At 33.8% G+C, this 17,459-nt stretch carries 12 protein-coding genes and 1 pseudogene; 11 read left to right on the top strand and 2 right to left on the bottom strand.

Annotated elements, in window-relative coordinates:
* The first annotated feature begins 273 nt into the window (after positions 1–273).
* Positions 274–903: a response regulator gene (locus EKM00_RS01575; protein ID WP_126515006.1), complete on the top strand. Its 630-nt coding sequence runs from the start codon at positions 274–276 to the stop codon at positions 901–903.
* Here EKM00_RS01575 and EKM00_RS01570 read toward each other — a convergent pair.
* Entirely contained in the window at positions 900–3,938 is a 3,039-nt protein-coding gene (locus tag EKM00_RS01570; RefSeq protein WP_126515005.1) for a ligand-binding sensor domain-containing protein, read from the bottom strand. The genes EKM00_RS01575 and EKM00_RS01570 overlap by 4 nt on opposite strands.
* A 506-nt stretch (positions 3,939–4,444) precedes the next feature.
* Here EKM00_RS01570 and EKM00_RS01565 point away from each other — a divergent pair.
* From EKM00_RS01565 to EKM00_RS01545, 5 genes are all read left to right on the top strand, one after another.
* Positions 4,445–8,764 (top strand): gliding motility-associated C-terminal domain-containing protein, encoded by a 4,320-nt coding sequence (locus EKM00_RS01565; protein WP_126515004.1) that lies wholly within the window; start codon positions 4,445–4,447, stop codon positions 8,762–8,764.
* A 54-nt stretch (positions 8,765–8,818) separates the two neighbouring features.
* Positions 8,819–9,733, top strand: a complete 915-nt coding sequence (locus EKM00_RS01560) for a PorP/SprF family type IX secretion system membrane protein (protein ID WP_126451714.1) — start codon at positions 8,819–8,821, stop codon at positions 9,731–9,733.
* Positions 9,734–9,744: 11 nt separating this feature from the next.
* Positions 9,745–11,682 carry an OmpA family protein gene (locus tag EKM00_RS01555; protein ID WP_126515003.1) on the top strand — a complete coding sequence of 646 codons (1,938 nt, stop codon included), beginning with the start codon at positions 9,745–9,747 and terminating at the stop codon, positions 11,680–11,682.
* A gap of 151 nt (positions 11,683–11,833) precedes the next feature.
* The gene (locus EKM00_RS01550; RefSeq protein ID WP_126515002.1) at positions 11,834–12,517 is read left to right on the top strand and encodes a C1q-like domain-containing protein; all 684 of its coding nucleotides are present in this window, start codon (positions 11,834–11,836) and stop codon (positions 12,515–12,517) included.
* A gap of 45 nt (positions 12,518–12,562) precedes the next feature.
* Positions 12,563–13,108 (top strand): hypothetical protein, encoded by a 546-nt coding sequence (locus tag EKM00_RS01545; protein WP_126515001.1) that lies wholly within the window; start codon positions 12,563–12,565, stop codon positions 13,106–13,108.
* A gap of 191 nt (positions 13,109–13,299) precedes the next feature.
* Here the strand turns inward: EKM00_RS01545 and EKM00_RS01540 are convergent, their stop codons facing one another.
* Positions 13,300–13,695: a response regulator gene (locus tag EKM00_RS01540; protein WP_126515000.1), complete on the bottom strand. Its 396-nt coding sequence runs from the start codon at positions 13,693–13,695 to the stop codon at positions 13,300–13,302.
* Positions 13,696–13,823: 128 nt separating this feature from the next.
* Between EKM00_RS01540 and EKM00_RS01530 the strand changes: the two are divergent.
* From EKM00_RS01530 to EKM00_RS01515, 5 genes and pseudogenes are all read left to right on the top strand, one after another.
* Positions 13,824–14,738, top strand: a pseudogene (locus EKM00_RS01530) (IS4 family transposase).
* Between the two features lie 702 nt (positions 14,739–15,440).
* Positions 15,441–15,587, top strand: coding sequence for a hypothetical protein (locus EKM00_RS14765; RefSeq protein WP_199734575.1), 147 nt, complete (start codon positions 15,441–15,443; stop codon positions 15,585–15,587).
* Positions 15,588–15,602: 15 nt separating this feature from the next.
* Positions 15,603–15,845, top strand: a complete 243-nt coding sequence (locus EKM00_RS01525; protein WP_126451708.1) for a hypothetical protein — start codon at positions 15,603–15,605, stop codon at positions 15,843–15,845.
* A 17-nt stretch (positions 15,846–15,862) separates the two neighbouring features.
* Positions 15,863–16,243, top strand: coding sequence for a YchJ family protein (locus EKM00_RS01520; protein WP_126451707.1), 381 nt, complete (start codon positions 15,863–15,865; stop codon positions 16,241–16,243).
* Positions 16,244–16,332: 89 nt separating this feature from the next.
* Positions 16,333–17,451, top strand: a complete 1,119-nt coding sequence (locus EKM00_RS01515; protein WP_126451706.1) for a vWA domain-containing protein — start codon at positions 16,333–16,335, stop codon at positions 17,449–17,451.
* The last annotated feature ends 8 nt before the right edge of the window (positions 17,452–17,459 follow it).

Raw genomic sequence — 17,459 nt, 5'->3', positions numbered from 1 at the left:
AAGTGACAATAGTATTAAAATTTTATTTTAAGATTTATAATATTAGTATTTTAATTGACGATAAGTCATTTATTTCTATTATTTTTAACAATAGTAGTAGTTTTTAGGAAAGAGCTCAAGGCAGAAGTATTTTAGATTTTAAGATAAATTAAGCTATCTTTGTAACTGTTTACTAACTTAAAATATTGTATTTCAGTGTTTAAACAAAAAAAATAATTTTATACTAAATTGTTTTCGTAAATAAATTAGTTTAATATAAAAGTTAAACAAATTATGCCCTATAAAATTCTATTAGTTGATGATCACTTGGTTGTAAGAACTGGAATTTCTATTGTTTTAAAACAAGAGATTGAAAATTTAAAAATATTTAACGCTGAAAATTTTTTAGAAACAATTTTAATTTTAAAAGAAAATTATTTTGATTTGGTTATTTTGGACATAAATATTCCTGGTTCTAAAAAGACAGATATGATCCATGATATCAGGTTGATACGACCTAATATTAAAATACTTATTTTTTCAGCTTATGAAGAAGATCTATATGCTTGTCGGTATATTATTTCCGGGGCTAACGGCTATTTGAATAAATTGAGTAGCGAAAAAAAAATTGTTCAGGTTGTTCTGTCTATTTTAGAAAACGGAAAATACATTACGGATGCCGTAATGAACAAAATAGTAGCTTCCGCACTAAATAAAACACCATTGAATCCCCTAGAAAAATTGTCTAAAAGAGAATTTGAGATTGCAGGATTATTAGTTGAAGGATTGGGTAATCTAGAGATTTCTAATACGTTGAAAATTCAAATGTCAACTGTTAGTACGTATAAAAACCGAGTTTTCGAAAAACTTAAAATTAAGAATGTTGTTGCCTTGATCGATGTTTTTAAAATCAATAAAAATTAGATTGTATCAATAATTATTTCGATGCTTGTTCCACTGTCAGGTGGACTAGTAATTTTTATTTCTCCCTCAATTATACCAAGTAATTCGATAATCATGGGTAAACCCTGTCCATAATTTCTGGAAATTTCTTTTTGTAGAGTTTGTTTTTCATAAAGAGTCGTGTAGTAATCAATTAGTTCTTTATCCATCCCAATTCCGTTATCTTTTATGCTGAAAGAGAGTTTTTTACCCTTAGTCTCGGATCGTAATTCGATAGTACCGTTTGTGGTGTTTTTTAACGCATTGTCAAAAAGATTATGAATAATTATAGATACTATTTTTTTGTTCGTTTTTAAGGATTCGGTTCTATTCACGCTATTAATTATGATTGTATTTTCAGACAATGCCATTTTTTCAAAAAGCTGAATTTCTATAGCAACCAAATCATATAAGGAATAACTATTTTCTTCTAATTTTTTGTCTTCAATAAATATTTTGGAGTATTTCACGAGATTTTCAACATAAACATACAATTGAAATGACGATTTATAAGCTGATTTAGCCTGTTCTTGAAGGGATATACTGTTCATTTTATCTAAATCTTTATACAGATGATGGACTGTTAGAACGAGGTATTTTAATGGGCTCTTGATGTCATGGCTTATTGTTTCTATTAACCTTTTTTGTTGAAGAATTTCTTGTGTCAGATTGGTTTTTGAAATCTCTAATGCTGTAATTACGGTTGCTAATTTTTGGGTTCTGGCTACAATTATTTGCTCTAATTCTTTATTTTTATTTTTTATGTACAAGAAGCGGATTCTTGATAAATAGAAAATTATCGCAAGGCCTATAAAATACATAAGGGCTTTAAACCATAAGGTCTGATAAAAAGCAGCTAATACGATCAGCGTTATTTTTTTATAATGGTATTTTGAATTAAAACCCGGAAGATGTCTTATGACCAATGTATATTCTCCTGGCGGTAAAGCGGTGTACGAAATACGTTTATTAGCGCTTATTTTTTCCCAGAGACTTTTGTTTACCCCATTAAGTCTGGCTTCTAAATTTAGATTATAGGGGTTTCCGTAATAAGGGGAATCAATAAAAAAAGTTACTCTTTCAAAATTATTCTGTAAGACAATTGTATCTTTAAAATAAGTGCTTTTATGATCGATAATAACTTCATCTATGAATAAGGTTTTGTCTGGAAGAATGGGTTCTATTGTGTTAGGATTAAAAAAAACCATCCCGTTAATAGAAGGAAAAGTGATAGAATCATTTTCGAGATAATTTCCGCAAGGTTGGCAGCCTCCATTAAACTCATTGGTCAAGAAACCATTTGTTTTATTATAAAAATGGTAATAGATCGTAGTTGTTTTATCCTGCGTATATTGAAGTAATGATTTCTTTGAAGCCTGAAAAAGACCTTTATTTGTACTGATCCAAAAAAAACCTTTTTTGTCTTCAACGATACAGTGGGATGAATTTAGATATTTGTTTTGATCTTTAGGAAACGTGTGTAGGGTGTTATTTTCAGACAGAAAAAAACCTTGCTCATAAGTTGTAATCCATATTTTTTTATCGCGGTCTATAAAAATACTTCGCACGTTTAATTGGGCTGTGTTTTTTATAAGGTCCAACAAATAAGTTCTACAGTCATATTGAAAGAGTCCTTTGTCGGTTCCTAGATAAACAGTTTTATGTTCGTTTTGGGCTATATAATTAATGTTTACGTTAAGACTAAGTAATAATTTCGGTTTTTGATTGTCTTCGTTTGCGATCACATAAAGTTTGGCTTTATTTCCTTCCTCCCGTCGTAAACTTACCCAAATAGTATTATCCAAGTCTGTATAAATCACTTTTATTTCCTGATCAAAAGTATACTGTTTGTATTTTTTGTAATTTGATTCCTTGGAGTACCGATACAGATTTTTCTTATGTACAATCCAAATTCCGCCAGAAGCATCCTTGGTCATAGTTGTTTTAGCATTAAAGTACTTCCCACTAATAAAAGGTATGCTATCAATTATTTTTGTCGAGTTTAGGATTAGTCCCTCATTTGTAATGATAGTGTTTTTTGTAAAAGGCAGACTGGAATAGTACAGTTCTGCTTTTAGCGGATTTTTCTTTACGGATTTAAAACTAGAGAACGTAATTATACAAAGTCCGTTAGTACTGCTGCCAAGGAATAGTTTTAAGTTTTTGGGGTCATGAAAAACAGAAATAATATTACTGTAATCAAAATCTTTAAATTCAGCGATACATTCAGCTGATAAACGCTTATTTTGCGCCGTTAATCGGTAAATTTTATTTTTAGCATACAAAAAAACTTGATTTGCAGTGGTATTCCAGTAAATTTTAAAATTTTCTTTAAGAATTGAATTTAGTTTTCCGGAGTAAATTTTGTTATTGGAAATAAAATCATAGTCTCCATTTTCTTTCAAATAATACAGCGTATCATCAAGAGTGAAAAAATTTAAAACAGATTTATTTGTATACGGAATTTTAAAAATGCGTTTCATTTTAGAATCGCGTAATTCAATTGCTGTAGTATTTAAGTAATACGTGTTGTTGTTCGATAATTCTACATATAATTGATCTTTAAATCCTACAGTTTTTAAAGAAGGGAGTCCTCCGTGAGGGAAAAACACTTTCCCGTTTTTTTCGCTATTATGTTTAACCTTTTTATTATTTATTATTTGTATTCGTCTATTATGAATGAGGATTAATTCTTTTTTATCTTCATTAAAAGCATATAAACTATCCTTTTTGACATTTCCTAAAATATCTCCAAACCGACTTCCCTTTAATTTAGTGTTAGCTGAATTAAAAGTTAAAAATTGATTTCCATCATAGCGTACCAAACCATTCTCAGTGCTTAACCATATAAAATCATATTTATCAGATACAATAGTTTTGACGCTACTTTGGGGTAATTCATTGTTATCCGAGCTATACCAGCGATAAGTGAAATTATTTTGACTAAAACTACTATTTGATAACAGCGTTAATAGGATACAATTAAAAAAATAATAAATAGGAGAGGATCGTTTCATTTTTTTTGAAAAGGTTTTATATCTTTTTTCAAACGTACTCACTATTTTTTAGAATACCTACATGATGTAGTAGTAATTCTACAATAAAATCGCTTTAATACTACAAGAAGTAGAGGCCTTATAGCTTTGTTAAATCTTAGTTTTGGGCTTTTAATAAGTGTTAAAAAAAAACATTTTTTTTAACAAATTTAAATAAAGTTATTTCTTACTTTACTGAAGAATGAATGGCGAAAATAACAATAAAATTTTATTTGTAGTAAAAAAATATTATATAAAAAAAACTTTTCAAGTCTGAAAAAAGGGTGAATTTTCAATTTTATTTTTTCATCATGAACCAAATATTTCCTATGCGAAGATACATTAATTACGTTTTGTAGCAGTATTTAATTTTCATACTAGAGGCAGTTAAAACGCTAATACCTAATTACTTTTAAGTCTTTTTAGCTTCGTTAAAAAGTATAAATTAATCCAATACCATTTTTAAGTTTTATTTAATCGATACAGTTATGTTTAAAAGTACTTATTTTTTTAGAATACTATTCTTTCTACTCTTCTTTTCAGCATTAAGTAAACCAAATATATATGGACAGTGTAATACTGTAGATCCAATACCTTTAGTGTCAGCTACATTTAATGGCCTTACAACAAGTTCATCCTCAGCTGGTGTGTGTAATCCTCTTTTGGGTTGCGTTATTTCAAATGTTTCGGCACTCATTGATGCTGATTTGACTAATTTTGCAACAGCCAGCACTACTTTAGGTGCCGGGGTTACTCATAATTTGAGAGTAACAGATGGAAATTCGACTTATGCTAGTGGTACTTTTGCCGGATATAGAATTGCTCCATCTGGAGGTTTATTATCATTGGATTTACTAAACGGAATTTCAATTAAAACCTATCTTGGAGGCGTTTTAAAAGAAACTCACACCGGTTCAGCACTCGTAAGCCTAAATTTACTGTCTAATCCGGGTAATTTCTTAGTGGGATTCAATTCTAATCAATCTTTTGATGCTATCGAAATCTCAATAGGTAGTCTGTTAAGTGTTTCAGCTTCAACTGCTGTATATTACCCCGTTATTGTGAATTATTGTGCAGGCCCTCAATTAGATTGTAATGCTCCTACGGCGATGAATTATCCATTATTCCCAACAACAATAGAAAACGGCCATACAGGAGTTTCGGGTTTAAGTATTGGCAGTGTTTCCAATGCAGGGAATGTGATAACGGCGAGTACGACTGATTTTGCATCAATTAATTTACTTTTGAGTGTGTTGGGTTCCGGAAGCTTAGCCGTCAAAGATCAGGTTGTTGATTACCCAGCAGGCACTTATACTGGTTTTGAAATAGAAAATTCTAATTTACTAAGTATTGCCACATTAGCAAATATTGAGATAAAAACGTATTTGAATGGGATTGTAAGCGAGCAATTTTTAGCAAATAGCCTAGCAGTAAATGCTGTATTGCTGAATGGTTCAGGTCGCTACAAAATAGGTTTTATAACAACTCAATCTTTTGATGAAGTACAAATTATTATCAATCAAACAGCAGGTGTCACCTTAGGGACAACAAGGGTCTATAATGCTGTTTTCGAAAATTTTTGTGCAGGTCCTGCATTACCCTGTAATACCCCGGTTGCAGTTACTTCTCCAACGTATCCTGTATTTGTAAATGCTATAAATACTGGTATTGATGGATTAGTTTGTGCCTTTTGCTCCGTTAGTGATTCCGAAAACCTGATTGACGCAGATCTTTTAAATTTTGCTCAAATTAATTTAACTGCCAGTGTTGGATCTGCAGGAAGTATTTCAATTAAAGATCAAATAACAGATTATCCTGCCGGTTCTTTTGCTGGTTTTGATATAGAAAATACTGTTTTATTAGATATCAATGTGCTGAATGCAGTTGTATTGACTACGTATTTAAATGGGGTGTTGCAAGAATCCAAAACAGGTAATTCGGCTTTGGTGTCTGTAGGAACTAATCTTTTGGTTGGGGGAAGTAGAAAAACAATAGGGTTTGTTACTGCATTACCTTTTGATGAAGTCAAAATTACATTGATTAATACCGCTTTAGTTTCTCTTGGAACCACTAAAATTTATAGTGCCGTATTCGAAAATTTTTGTCCACCCACAGTAGCATGTGATACTACTTATGTTTGGACTAATCCTGACTTTCCTGTCATTATAGATGGGGATAATACCGGTATTGATGGAGTAGCTTGTGTGGCTTGTGCGGTTAATAATACTAATAATGTGTTAACTCCTGACAGTACTGATTTTGCTGAAATCAGAGTAACAGCGGGAGTTATTTCGTCCGCCGCTATAGCAGTAGCGGATCAATTATTTACGTATCCAGTAGGTACTTTTGCTGGATTCACCATCAAAGACCTGAATAATTTAATCGAATTGGATTTATTTCAATCATTAACGCTATCCACTTATTTAGATGGTCAGCTGCAGGAAGCTAAAGGAGGTTCTCAACTACTTAAATTACTCATTACGATACCTCCTGTGGGTTCTGGAACCGGTTTTTATAATGTCGGATTTCAAGCAACTTTACCTTTTGATGCAATCAAGATAAGTGTAGGATCGCTCGCTAGTGCTATAAACAATATAAATGTTTATGGAGCATTTGTAAATACAACAAATAGTGATGGTGGGACTTTGTTATGTTCTGTCTCATCAATTTCTATTACTAAGAAAGGAACGTATTTAGATAACAATGGCGATGGAATTACAAATATTGGTGATACCATCACTTATGCTTTCGTAGTGACCAACACGGGCGATACTGATCTTAGTGCGATAACCGTAACCGATCCTAATGCAGTCATAACTGGAGGACCTCTAGCAACATTAGCAGCTGGGGCGTCTGACAGCACAACGTTTACCGGAATACACACTATTTCACAATCTGATATTGATGCAGCGGTAGTATATAATTTAGCGACTGTTGTTGGAACTCCTCCTACTGGTGCTAACGTAACCGGTACTTCAACAGATCCAACGCCATGTACCACATGTCCAGTAGATCCAAGATGTCTTACTTGTACAGTAACTCCTTTGACACCAAGTCCAAGCATTGCTTTGGTAAAAACCGGAACCGTTTCAGGAACTGGAAGTATAGGAGATGTCATCACGTACACATTTGCCGTGACCAATACCGGAAATACAACAATCACGAATATTGTAATCACAGATCCAATGGTTGGATTAACGATCAGCAACAATCCGATTGCTACATTGGCACCAGGAGCGAGCAACAGCACCGTTAAAGGAACATACACAATCACCCAATCCGATGTAGATGCAGGACAAGTCACCAACAGTGCTTTGGCCACAGGACAAGATCCAAAAGGGAACGCGGTAAGGGATGTATCAGGAACCACGATGACCAATGATACACCAACGGTAACACCAGTAGCATCCAGTCCAAGCATTGCTTTGGTAAAAACCGGAACCGTTTCAGGAACTGGAAGTATAGGAGATGTCATCACGTACACATTTGCCGTGACCAATACCGGAAATACAACAATCACGAATATTGTAATCACAGATCCAATGGTTGGATTAACGATCAGCAACAATCCGATTGCTACATTGGCACCAGGAGCGAGCAACAGCACCGTTAAAGGCACCTACACAATCACCCAATCCGATGTAGATGCAGGACAAGTCACCAACAGTGCTTTGGCCACGGGACAAGATCCAAGAGGGAACGCGGTAAGGGATGTATCAGGAACCACGATGACCAATGATACACCAACGGTAACGCCAGTAGCATCCAGTCCAAGCATTGCTTTGGTAAAAACCGGAATCGTTTCAGGAACCGGACGCGTAGGCGATGTTATCACGTACACATTTGCTGTTACCAATACGGGAAACACAACCCTAACAAATATAGTAATCACCGATCCCATGGTTGGATTAACGATCAGCAACAATCCGATTGCTACATTAGCACCTGGAGCGAGCAACAGCACAGTTAAAGGCACCTACACGATCACCCAATCCGATGTTGATGCAGGACAAGTCACCAACAGTGCTTTGGCCACAGGACAAGATCCAAGAGGGAACGCGGTAAGGGATGTATCAGGAACCACGATGACCAATGATACACCAACGGTGATTTTGTTAAAAGAAAATCCAAGTATTACTTTAACACAAAGGGGTGTGTTTGAAGATCGTAATGGAGATGGTTTTGCCCAAGTAGGAGAAACAATAAGGTATTCATACACAGTAATGAATATGGGAAATGTAACCCTTAATTCAGTTACGTTATCAGATATTATGCTTGGAATTACTATTGTAGGTGGACCAATACGTTTGTCGGTAGGTGAGACTAATAGTACTGCATTTGTGGGTATTTATACTTTGACACAACAAGATCTAATTAGAGGATTTGTAACGGATCAGACTATAGCTTATGGAACAAGCCCATTAGGGACAATAGTACAAGATTTGTCACACGAGAGTAATCCTTTCGAGGATGATGCCATTGTACTTGGTGTGAAGGGATGTATCCTAATCGTTTTTAATGCAGTGTCACCAAATGGGGATGGTTTAAACGACTTCTTTTTAATTAAAGGCATTGATTGTTTCCCAAACAATACAGTTGAGATTTATAATCGCTGGGGAATTAAGGTGTATGACATACAGGGGTATGATAATGATAGTAAATCGTTTAAGGGATTTTCTGAAGGAAGGGTATCCATCAAAGAAAGCAATGGTTTGCCCAGTGGCACTTACTTTTATATCATTAAATATGTTGACTTAAACGGGATTGGAATTGATAAAACCGGGTATCTACAACTGAGTAGAAACTAATTTAAAAACTTCTGAACAACTATTTTAGTTTACTGGAATAAACAAATAAAGATTATGAAAACAAAAGGTATAATAATTAGTTTACTGTTCGTTACTATCTCGAGTTTTGCGCAACAGGATGCTCAATACACCCAGTACATGTATAACACCACAAACATCAATCCTGCCTATGCGGGTAGTCGGGGTGCAATAAGTATTTTTGGATTGCATAGAACGCAATGGGTGGGATTTGAAGGAGCTCCTATAACGAATGCCGCGTCTATTAATGCTCCTATAGAAAACACTAATTTAGGGATAGGACTCTCCTTTGTAAATGATAAAATTGGACCCGCTGATCAAACTGCGATATCCGCGGATATGTCGTATACTATTCAAACTTCGGATACCTATAAACTATCCCTTGGATTAAAAGCTACGGCTAATTTGTTAAATGTAGATTACACAAAATTAGATCGATTTGATTTGACTGATCCCCAATTTCAAAATAACATCAACAATCAGTTTTCTCCAAATATTGGAGCTGGTATTTTTTATTATTCGGATAAATTTTATGTAGGGGCTTCAATTCCTAATTTTATAGAAGTACAACATTATAACGATACTAAATCTGCATCTGAAAGTACTAAAATGCATTACTATTTGATAGGGGGGTATGTCTTTGATTTAACCCCGAGTGTACAATTTAAACCGTCTTTTTTATCTAAGATAGTTGCGGGTGCGCCTTTGCAAATGGATCTGTCTGCTAATTTTTTATTCAATGAAAAATTTGTTTTGGGAGCAGCATGGCGAATTGATGCAGCATTAACTGCAATGGCAGGTTTTCAAATAAGTGATGGCTTATTTATTGGGTATGGATATGATTTTGAAACCACCCAATTAGCCAATTATAATTCAGGATCTCACGAAATATTTTTACGTTTTGAAATTTTTAAAAGCGTAGATAAAAAATTAACACCAAGATTTTTCTAAAAAGAGACACCATGAAAAAAAATAGTATTTATATCTTATTAATGATTGTTTCATTGAATGGCTATTCACAAAAGATGGCCTTGGAAAAAGCAGAAAAGGAATATGAAAATTTTGCCTATGTTGATGCTATAAAAACATACGAACGGCTTTTTGATAAAGGATACAAAACAGCAGACATGTTGCAAAAACTGGGAAATTCGTTCTATTTTAATGCAGAGTTAAAAAGCGCAGCCAAATGGTATGGGGAGCTATTTGTCTTGACAGAAAATGTCGCTCCGGAATACTATTATCGGTATGCACAATCTTTAAAATCGAAGAAAGAATATGCTAAAGCCGATGCTATGATGACCAAATTCAATCAACTAAATGGCAATGATACTAGGGCAAAACTTGCCGCCAGCCAGAAAGATTACCTATTAATTATCAAGAAAAATTCAGGGCGCTATACTATGCAGAATGCCGGAATCAATTCCGAATATTCGGATTATGGGAGTTCTTTTTTTGGAGATAAAATAGTTTTTGGCTCGGCAAGATTTAAAAATGGACTTGTGAATAGAAAATATTCTTGGACAGGAGAAGGATATACAAATCTGTATCAGTCGGATAAAAATCCGGATGGAACTCTTACTGGAGCAAAATTATTTTCTAAAAAGTTGAATTCGAAATTCCATGAATCTACCGCTGTATTTACTAAGGATGGACAAACCGTTTACTTCACAAGAAATAATTTTTTGAATCATAAAGTAGGGGAAAATACCAATAAAACAACTTTGTTAAAGATTTACAAAGCCTCATTTGTAGCTAATGAATGGACTGCAATTACGGAGTTACCTTTTAATGATGCGAATTATAGTGTTGCCCATCCTGCGCTAAGTCCAGATGAAAAGACGCTCTATTTCTCCTCTGATATGCCGGGTACATTAGGGCAATCAGATCTTTTTAAAGTTAGTATTAATGAAGACGATACTTTTGGAACGCCCATAAATTTAGGCAAAGAGATCAATACTGAAGGAAGAGAAACCTTCCCTTTTCTTACCGCTGATAATGAACTTTACTTTGCTTCAGATGGGCATCCCGGATTGGGCGGACTGGATATTTTTGTAGCCAAAGCTTCTAAAGAAGGTATTTTTAAGAACGTGTTAAATGTTGGGGAGCCTTTGAACAGTCCACAAGATGATTTTTCTTTGATTATCGACACTTCAACTAAAATAGGATATGTCACTTCTAATAGAGCGGGAGGACAAGGTGGAGATGATATTTACATGTTAAAAGAAATTAAAAAAATAGAATATCCCTGTGAGCAATTTCTAGTAGTAGCAGTAACCGACAAAGAAACAGGATCCCCAATTGCAGGGGCAAAAGTGAGTTTATCAGACAGTAATTATAAATTAGGAAAAGAAATAATAACAAATGCTGAAGGTTATTTTGATTTTGGACAGGTGGATTGTGAGGCTATATTTTACATCAAGATTGTGAAAACAGAATATAACACAGATGAAGTAACAGTAAGTGTCGCTAACGACAACGGAAAAACAATCGTACCTATAGTTTTAGATAAAACAATCAAAAAACTCAAAGCAGGAGATGATTTAGCTAAAGCTTTAAATATTAAAATGATCTATTTTGATTTAGATAAGTTCACTGTTCGCCCTGATGCAATGTTAGAATTATCAAAAATTTTAGATGCTATGGAACAAAATCCGAATATGAAAATTGATATTCGCTCTCATACGGACAGCAGACAAAGTCATTCCTATAACCAGAAATTATCGGAACGAAGGGCTCAATCATCTATGGAATGGTTAATCAAGAACGGAATTCATCCTTCTCGCCTGACCGCAGAAGGGTATGGCGAAAATCAGTTGATAAACATATGCGCTGATGGTATCATCTGCACAGAATTAGAACATCAGACCAATAGAAGAAGTGAATTTATCCTGGTAAAATAGTTTTTATAGTTAGCTTTTTATAGATAAAAATTAATCTTTTATTGAAATTATAAGGAATTTTTTATTAATCCCAGCTGGGTTATACATCTTAAAAAAAAATATAAGTTTAGATGGGTAAATCCACAAAACGTAACGTTTAAAATACATTAATATGAAAAAATATATAGTTGGTTTTTTAGTTTTTAGTTCATTTCTTACACATGCCCAAATAGGTATAGGAACAACAACTCCCACATCACAGTTAGATGTCAATGGGGATTTAAGAGTGAGAGCAACCACTTTAGGTACTGGGTTAGAGGCCGCCAAAGACTCTATTCTGGTAATTAATTATAAGGGAGTTGTCAAGAGAGTCACTTCAAAACAAATTTATGACAGTCATATCAAGTCTTTTGTAAAAGGGTCTGCAAGCGGTACAATAAATCTTGGTACGACAATAAGCGCTACAGCTTATAAAACGATTCCTTTTAGCACTGAGGAATTTGATGAAAATAGTGATTACAACACAACTACTTACCAATTTACAGCACCTCAAAATGGGATTTATAATGTGTATGTGCAATATGAATTGACTACACTTGTCGCGACTACGGGAGTTGGAGTAGCGATCTTTGTGCAACGCAGCGGCACAAACACTCTAGAAGCGGAGGAAATATTTGACAGTATAAATATTTCTGTGCTTACTGTAAATGTGAATGTATCTCCCCCAACCAGAAAAACAAGTACGTTAGTAAAGTTAAATGCAGGGGATAAAATCTTTTTTGGAGCGGCAGCAGGAACAACAATTTCGCTGTTGTCTGGATCAAAATCGTTTTTTACGATTATGCAAGTCAAGTAACTTCTTGTTGTGTAAGTTTTGAATTGATCTGATTACCTTTGCATCATGAAAAATTTTTTTCGTCCCAACCCTAATTCTTTCAAAAACACTTTTTGTGTATTTGATGAGATTTCTATTGATGCTATAAATGGACTGAAAATTCAGTATGACAGCAAATCGGGCAGTAAATATTATTATACTAAAACGGGAATGTATCGGTTGTCCAATCATTGGGGACGATTAGCTAATAGTAAATGGCGATTAGAACCTTTAGAACCAGAAACAATTTTTAAAATTAAATTGGGTTATGCTTCTTGGAATCGTTTTTATCCAGATAATGCTGCAGAAGAACTCTATTATTTAGAAGCAAATTATCTAAAGAAAACGGTCCATTATCAACACAGAAATAATCCAAAGTATGATAAAAAAGCGATCTTGAGAACCAGTTTTGAAACCACTAAACGTATCAAGCAGATCCGGAATTTATTCAATCTGACTTCGTGGGCGAACTATTTTGATTGCGACGATATTGATCTTTTGAGAGAGAAAATTATCAATCAATTAATTTTTACTACTAAAACGTTAGAGGAAATAAAAAAAGAATTCATTTGATGCCAGCCACGGAATCATCTGAAAAATCTTGATTTTTCGCCTTTTAAGTAATAACCATGGTATAATGTCGTGTTTTAAAATCAGGATAAAATTATGTAACAATTTGATTTAAAGTCGTTTTACTTAAAGTTAATTCTTTTGACTTTACGACTGTTAAACTTTCGACTTACTTAATAGACTACTTCGTGTTTTTAATCATTTAAAGAAATCAATAATAAATCATTAGTAGTGATAGGCTTAGACAGGTATCCTAGAATATTTTCATATGATTTAGATTTGTTTTTATCTTCAACTGCAATGGAGGAACTCACGATATACACAATGATTTGTTTATCAAATAAAGGTTTTATCAGTCTTATTTCTTCCATAAATTCCCAGCCGTCCATTATTGGCATATTAATATCCAATAAAATGATATCCGGAAGGGCAGCATTCTTTTCTACAGCAAAATGAAGATAGTCAATTGCTTCTTTTCCATTTTTGAATGACGATACCCTCGAAAATATTTCGGACCTTTGAATTATTTTATTTACAATAATTTGGTAAATGGCATCATCATCGACTATCCAGATTGCTTTTTTTGTCATTGAATATAGATTTTAAATCACTACTAACCGACTAAATAAATTCAAGATAAAGGGCTACTTTTAACAGTAAGTCCTTTTTTTTCATATCTTTTGGTTACCAAATCAAAAAAACATGAGTTCCAAAGATATTGAAAAAAGTTTGTCGGTCAGCCGATTTTAAACAATTGATTGATTTTATTCCCAAAATCAAATTTGAGATTCTTGCAAAAAAGCATCAAACAGACCGATATTACAAGTCTTTTTGTGCTTGAACACAACTTGTAACGATGCTTTTCAGAGTTTTTAGTCGTTGTAATTCTATGGGAAAAATTTGCGATGGAATGTTGGCAATGCATGGAAAACTAAACCATTTAGGGTTTGATAATTCTCCTGCAAAAAGTACTGCTGACAATGGTCTCCGGGAAAGAGACAATGAATTTTTTAAAGAATATTATTTTTTATTGCTCAAACACTTTGAACCTCTTTTGTCGGTCAGCCGAATTGATAATATTTCATTTGATAAACTTTTCATATTTGATTCCAGTACAATCAGCCTATTTTCTCAAGTGATGAAAGGAGCTGGACGCAACCAAAAAGGCGAATGCAAGAAGAAAGGTGGCTTAAAAGTTCATATGCTTATCGATGCTCATTCACAAACTTCAACATTTGTAAAAATTAGCGAAGCCAAACTGCACGATAAAAATTTTCTGAAATACCTAAATCTGCCAGAATTCAGCATTATTGTCTTTGATAGAGCTTACAATCATTATCTTCAATTTGCAAAATTTACCCAAAATAAAATCAATTTTACGTTCCGGTTAAAGTCCAATGCAGTCTACGAAGTGGTACAAGAATCGTTTTGTCAAATCCAAGGGAGAACTGGTTTTGGAGTATTAAAAGAAGAACATATTCACTTAAAATACAAAGAAGAAAATCAAGAAAAAAACCTGTGTTTACGAAAAGTTGTGTACCGAGATGACAAAGGAAGAATCTACGAATTTATTACCAATAACTTTGAGATAAGCATTCAAGAGGTGGCTTTGATTTATAAAATCCGTTGGTAGATTGAGTTACTTTTCAAGAAACTTAAACAAAATTTGTAACTGCACTATTTTTATTCAGAAACCGAAAACGGAATCAAGACCCAAATCTGGATTACACTCATAGCTCAATTACTTTTGATGGTTCTAAAGGCAAAATCGCAAAAAAAAAAGCGTTTTCGATAGTAGCTGCATTGATAAAATCCATTTAATAAGCAATTTGGATGTTTTTTGGGTAATTGAGAATACTCGCAGAACCTACACGAGACGATTAAAAAGGGCTAAATCGCCAAACCTTCAAACCGCATTATTCTAAAATACAGGGAGGTAAGTCTTTAAATATAAAAGAATTTCCGTGACTAATAAAGGGATGCAGGAGGTTTTTTGTCTAATTTATATTTTAGTCGGTTAGTAGTGTTAAAGATTAAAGTAAATTTTTATTTGGGTTTAGTTGCAGTGTTAATTTTTGTGTTTTATACGTTTTTTATTATATTTGGTGCACGATCTTTAATATCAAAAAAATTGATTTTTTAAAAGAAACGAACCCTATGGAGAAGATATTTCAAAGCCCATTGTGGAAATTTAAAGCATAGAGAAGCCTGTTGACAATTAAAAAAAGTACGATCAAACTAAAAAAAAATTTAATTTCAATAATTAAACCGAACTTTGCAGTAGTTTTTGAATCGAAAAATTGATTCAACATTTGATAATTTAGAGCGCAAGAGCATGAGTAGAAATAACGAAAGAAATATTAAAAAACACAACGATAAGTTACACAAAGCGCAGGATAAAGTGAAGCAAGCTGAAATGCTGCGCAAAGAAAAACTAAAGCAAATTACTAAAAAATTTAATGAAGATAAGGCTTCAGAATAATAATGTAACTACATCATGGAAAAAAATAAATTTAGCGAAGTAAAAAGTGGCGTTCAGCAAATAATCGATTTTATTGCTAAAAAAAATGCCCGGGAAGCCAATACTAAATTAGCAGAAGTTAGTGAGCAATTAGATGAACTCTTGGATTTTGCCGAAGAGGATGAAGACCTGATGGAGGTAAGCCGTTATCAAGTCTTGTTGAACCAGTTGCATCAAAAAATAGCAGGGTTAAATGGACAGGCAACTGAATCCATTTAAACGAATTGTATCAAAGAATGATCAAAAACAAATGTTATTGCGGTTTCGATAAAAATTTCCAGGATTGTTGTGAGCCCATTATTAATGGAGTAAAAAAAGCGACAACTGCAGAGTCTTTAATGTGTTCCAGATATTCAGCCTATGCAACACATCAAGTAGATTATTTGTTGGCCACAACCCATATTACGGTGAGAAAGCAGTATTCAAAATGTGAAATTCTGAATTGGGCCACCTCAAATAAATGGCAGCAATTGGAAATTATAGAATCCACAGAGAACACGGTAGAATTCAAAGCTCATTTTTTAGACACCAAACTTCATAAACAAATTCATCATGAATTTTCTACTTTCAAACTTGAAAATGGATGTTGGTTTTATGTGGACGGACAATTTTTTTAGGTAGCTTTTTTTGGATTTTATCGTTTTTAACTAAAAATTAATAAATGTTTGTATAGCATACATTTTTTATTGGTGTAATTTTATTGGCTATGAAAAATGACACTAAAAAAGGTTTTTATTTCAAGCAATACGAAGCCCCTTTTCAGTCTCCGTTTGATAAGCTCTTTGGTATTTTCAAAGAATTAATTACACATACTTCAGGAGATTTTGATGAAGCAATCGACTGGTTGCGGGAATTGGACAAAGAATATAAACTCACTGATGAACACTACAGTATTGATGATTTTATTGAAGATTTAAAGAAAAAAGGATACATCCGCGATGAACTTAAAGAGGATGGAACTGCTGGAATTGGTATTACTGCCAAGACGGAGCGTGCCATTCGGCAACAAGCATTGGACAATATTTTTGGTAATCTGAAACGCTCCGGAAGTGGCAATCACAAGACTAAACATTCCGGAAACGGTGACGAACATACCGGGGAATTTCGGGAATTTCATTTTGGTGACGGACTCGAACGAATTTCCTTGACCGAAAGTTTACGCAATGCCCAAATCAATAACGGAATAGCAGATTTTATGTTGACCGAAAATGATTTAGTTGTCGAAGAAACGCAATATAAATCACAGATGAGTACTGTTTTGATGATCGATATCAGCCACAGTATGATTTTGTACGGTGAAGATAGAATTACTCCCGCCAAGAAAGTAGCAATGGCTCTTGCTGAATTGATTACGACACGTTATCCAAAAGATACTTTAGATATTCTGGTTTTTGGAAACGACGCTTGGACCATTGCAATTCGGGATCTACCGTATTTAAAAGTGGGTCCTTACCACACCAATACAGTCGCTGGTTTACAACTAGCCATGGATATTCTGCGCAGGAAACGAAACACCAACAAGCAAATTTTCATGATTACCGATGGGAAGCCAAGTTGCGTCCGCGAAAAAGACGGTTCCTATTATATGAACAGTAACGGACTCGACGAATATATTGTGGATAAATGCTACAATCAGGCGCAGCAAGCTCGAAAACTACACATTCCAATCACCACATTTATGATTGCGAATGATCCGTATTTGCAAAAATTCGTCAATAAATTCACCGAATCAAATCAAGGAAAAGCATTTTATACCGGATTAAAAGGACTGGGTGAAATGATTTTTGAGGATTATGAAACCAATCGTAAAAAGAGAATAAAATAGTAATTAGT

The sequence above is a fragment of the Flavobacterium sp. RSP15 genome, from assembly GCF_003968755.1.
Taxonomy (GTDB): Bacteria; Bacteroidota; Bacteroidia; order Flavobacteriales; family Flavobacteriaceae; genus Flavobacterium.
Note: the sequence above shows the minus strand (reverse complement) of the source record. Positions and strands in the feature narration are given on the sequence as shown.

Bases quoted from the DNA above. Each gene is read 5' to 3' on its own strand.
- EKM00_RS01575 (WP_126515006.1), top strand. From the start codon at position 274: ATGCCCTATAAAATTCTATTAGTTGATGATCACTTGGTTGTAAGAACT.
- EKM00_RS01570 (WP_126515005.1), bottom strand. From the start codon at position 3,938: ATGAAACGATCCTCTCCTATTTATTATTTTTTTAATTGTATCCTATTA.
- EKM00_RS01565 (WP_126515004.1), top strand. From the start codon at position 4,445: ATGTTTAAAAGTACTTATTTTTTTAGAATACTATTCTTTCTACTCTTC.
- EKM00_RS01560 (WP_126451714.1), top strand. From the start codon at position 8,819: ATGAAAACAAAAGGTATAATAATTAGTTTACTGTTCGTTACTATCTCG.
- EKM00_RS01555 (WP_126515003.1), top strand. From the start codon at position 9,745: ATGAAAAAAAATAGTATTTATATCTTATTAATGATTGTTTCATTGAAT.
- EKM00_RS01550 (WP_126515002.1), top strand. From the start codon at position 11,834: ATGAAAAAATATATAGTTGGTTTTTTAGTTTTTAGTTCATTTCTTACA.
- EKM00_RS01545 (WP_126515001.1), top strand. From the start codon at position 12,563: ATGAAAAATTTTTTTCGTCCCAACCCTAATTCTTTCAAAAACACTTTT.
- EKM00_RS01540 (WP_126515000.1), bottom strand. From the start codon at position 13,695: ATGACAAAAAAAGCAATCTGGATAGTCGATGATGATGCCATTTACCAA.
- EKM00_RS14765 (WP_199734575.1), top strand. From the start codon at position 15,441: ATGAGTAGAAATAACGAAAGAAATATTAAAAAACACAACGATAAGTTA.
- EKM00_RS01525 (WP_126451708.1), top strand. From the start codon at position 15,603: ATGGAAAAAAATAAATTTAGCGAAGTAAAAAGTGGCGTTCAGCAAATA.
- EKM00_RS01520 (WP_126451707.1), top strand. From the start codon at position 15,863: ATGATCAAAAACAAATGTTATTGCGGTTTCGATAAAAATTTCCAGGAT.
- EKM00_RS01515 (WP_126451706.1), top strand. From the start codon at position 16,333: ATGAAAAATGACACTAAAAAAGGTTTTTATTTCAAGCAATACGAAGCC.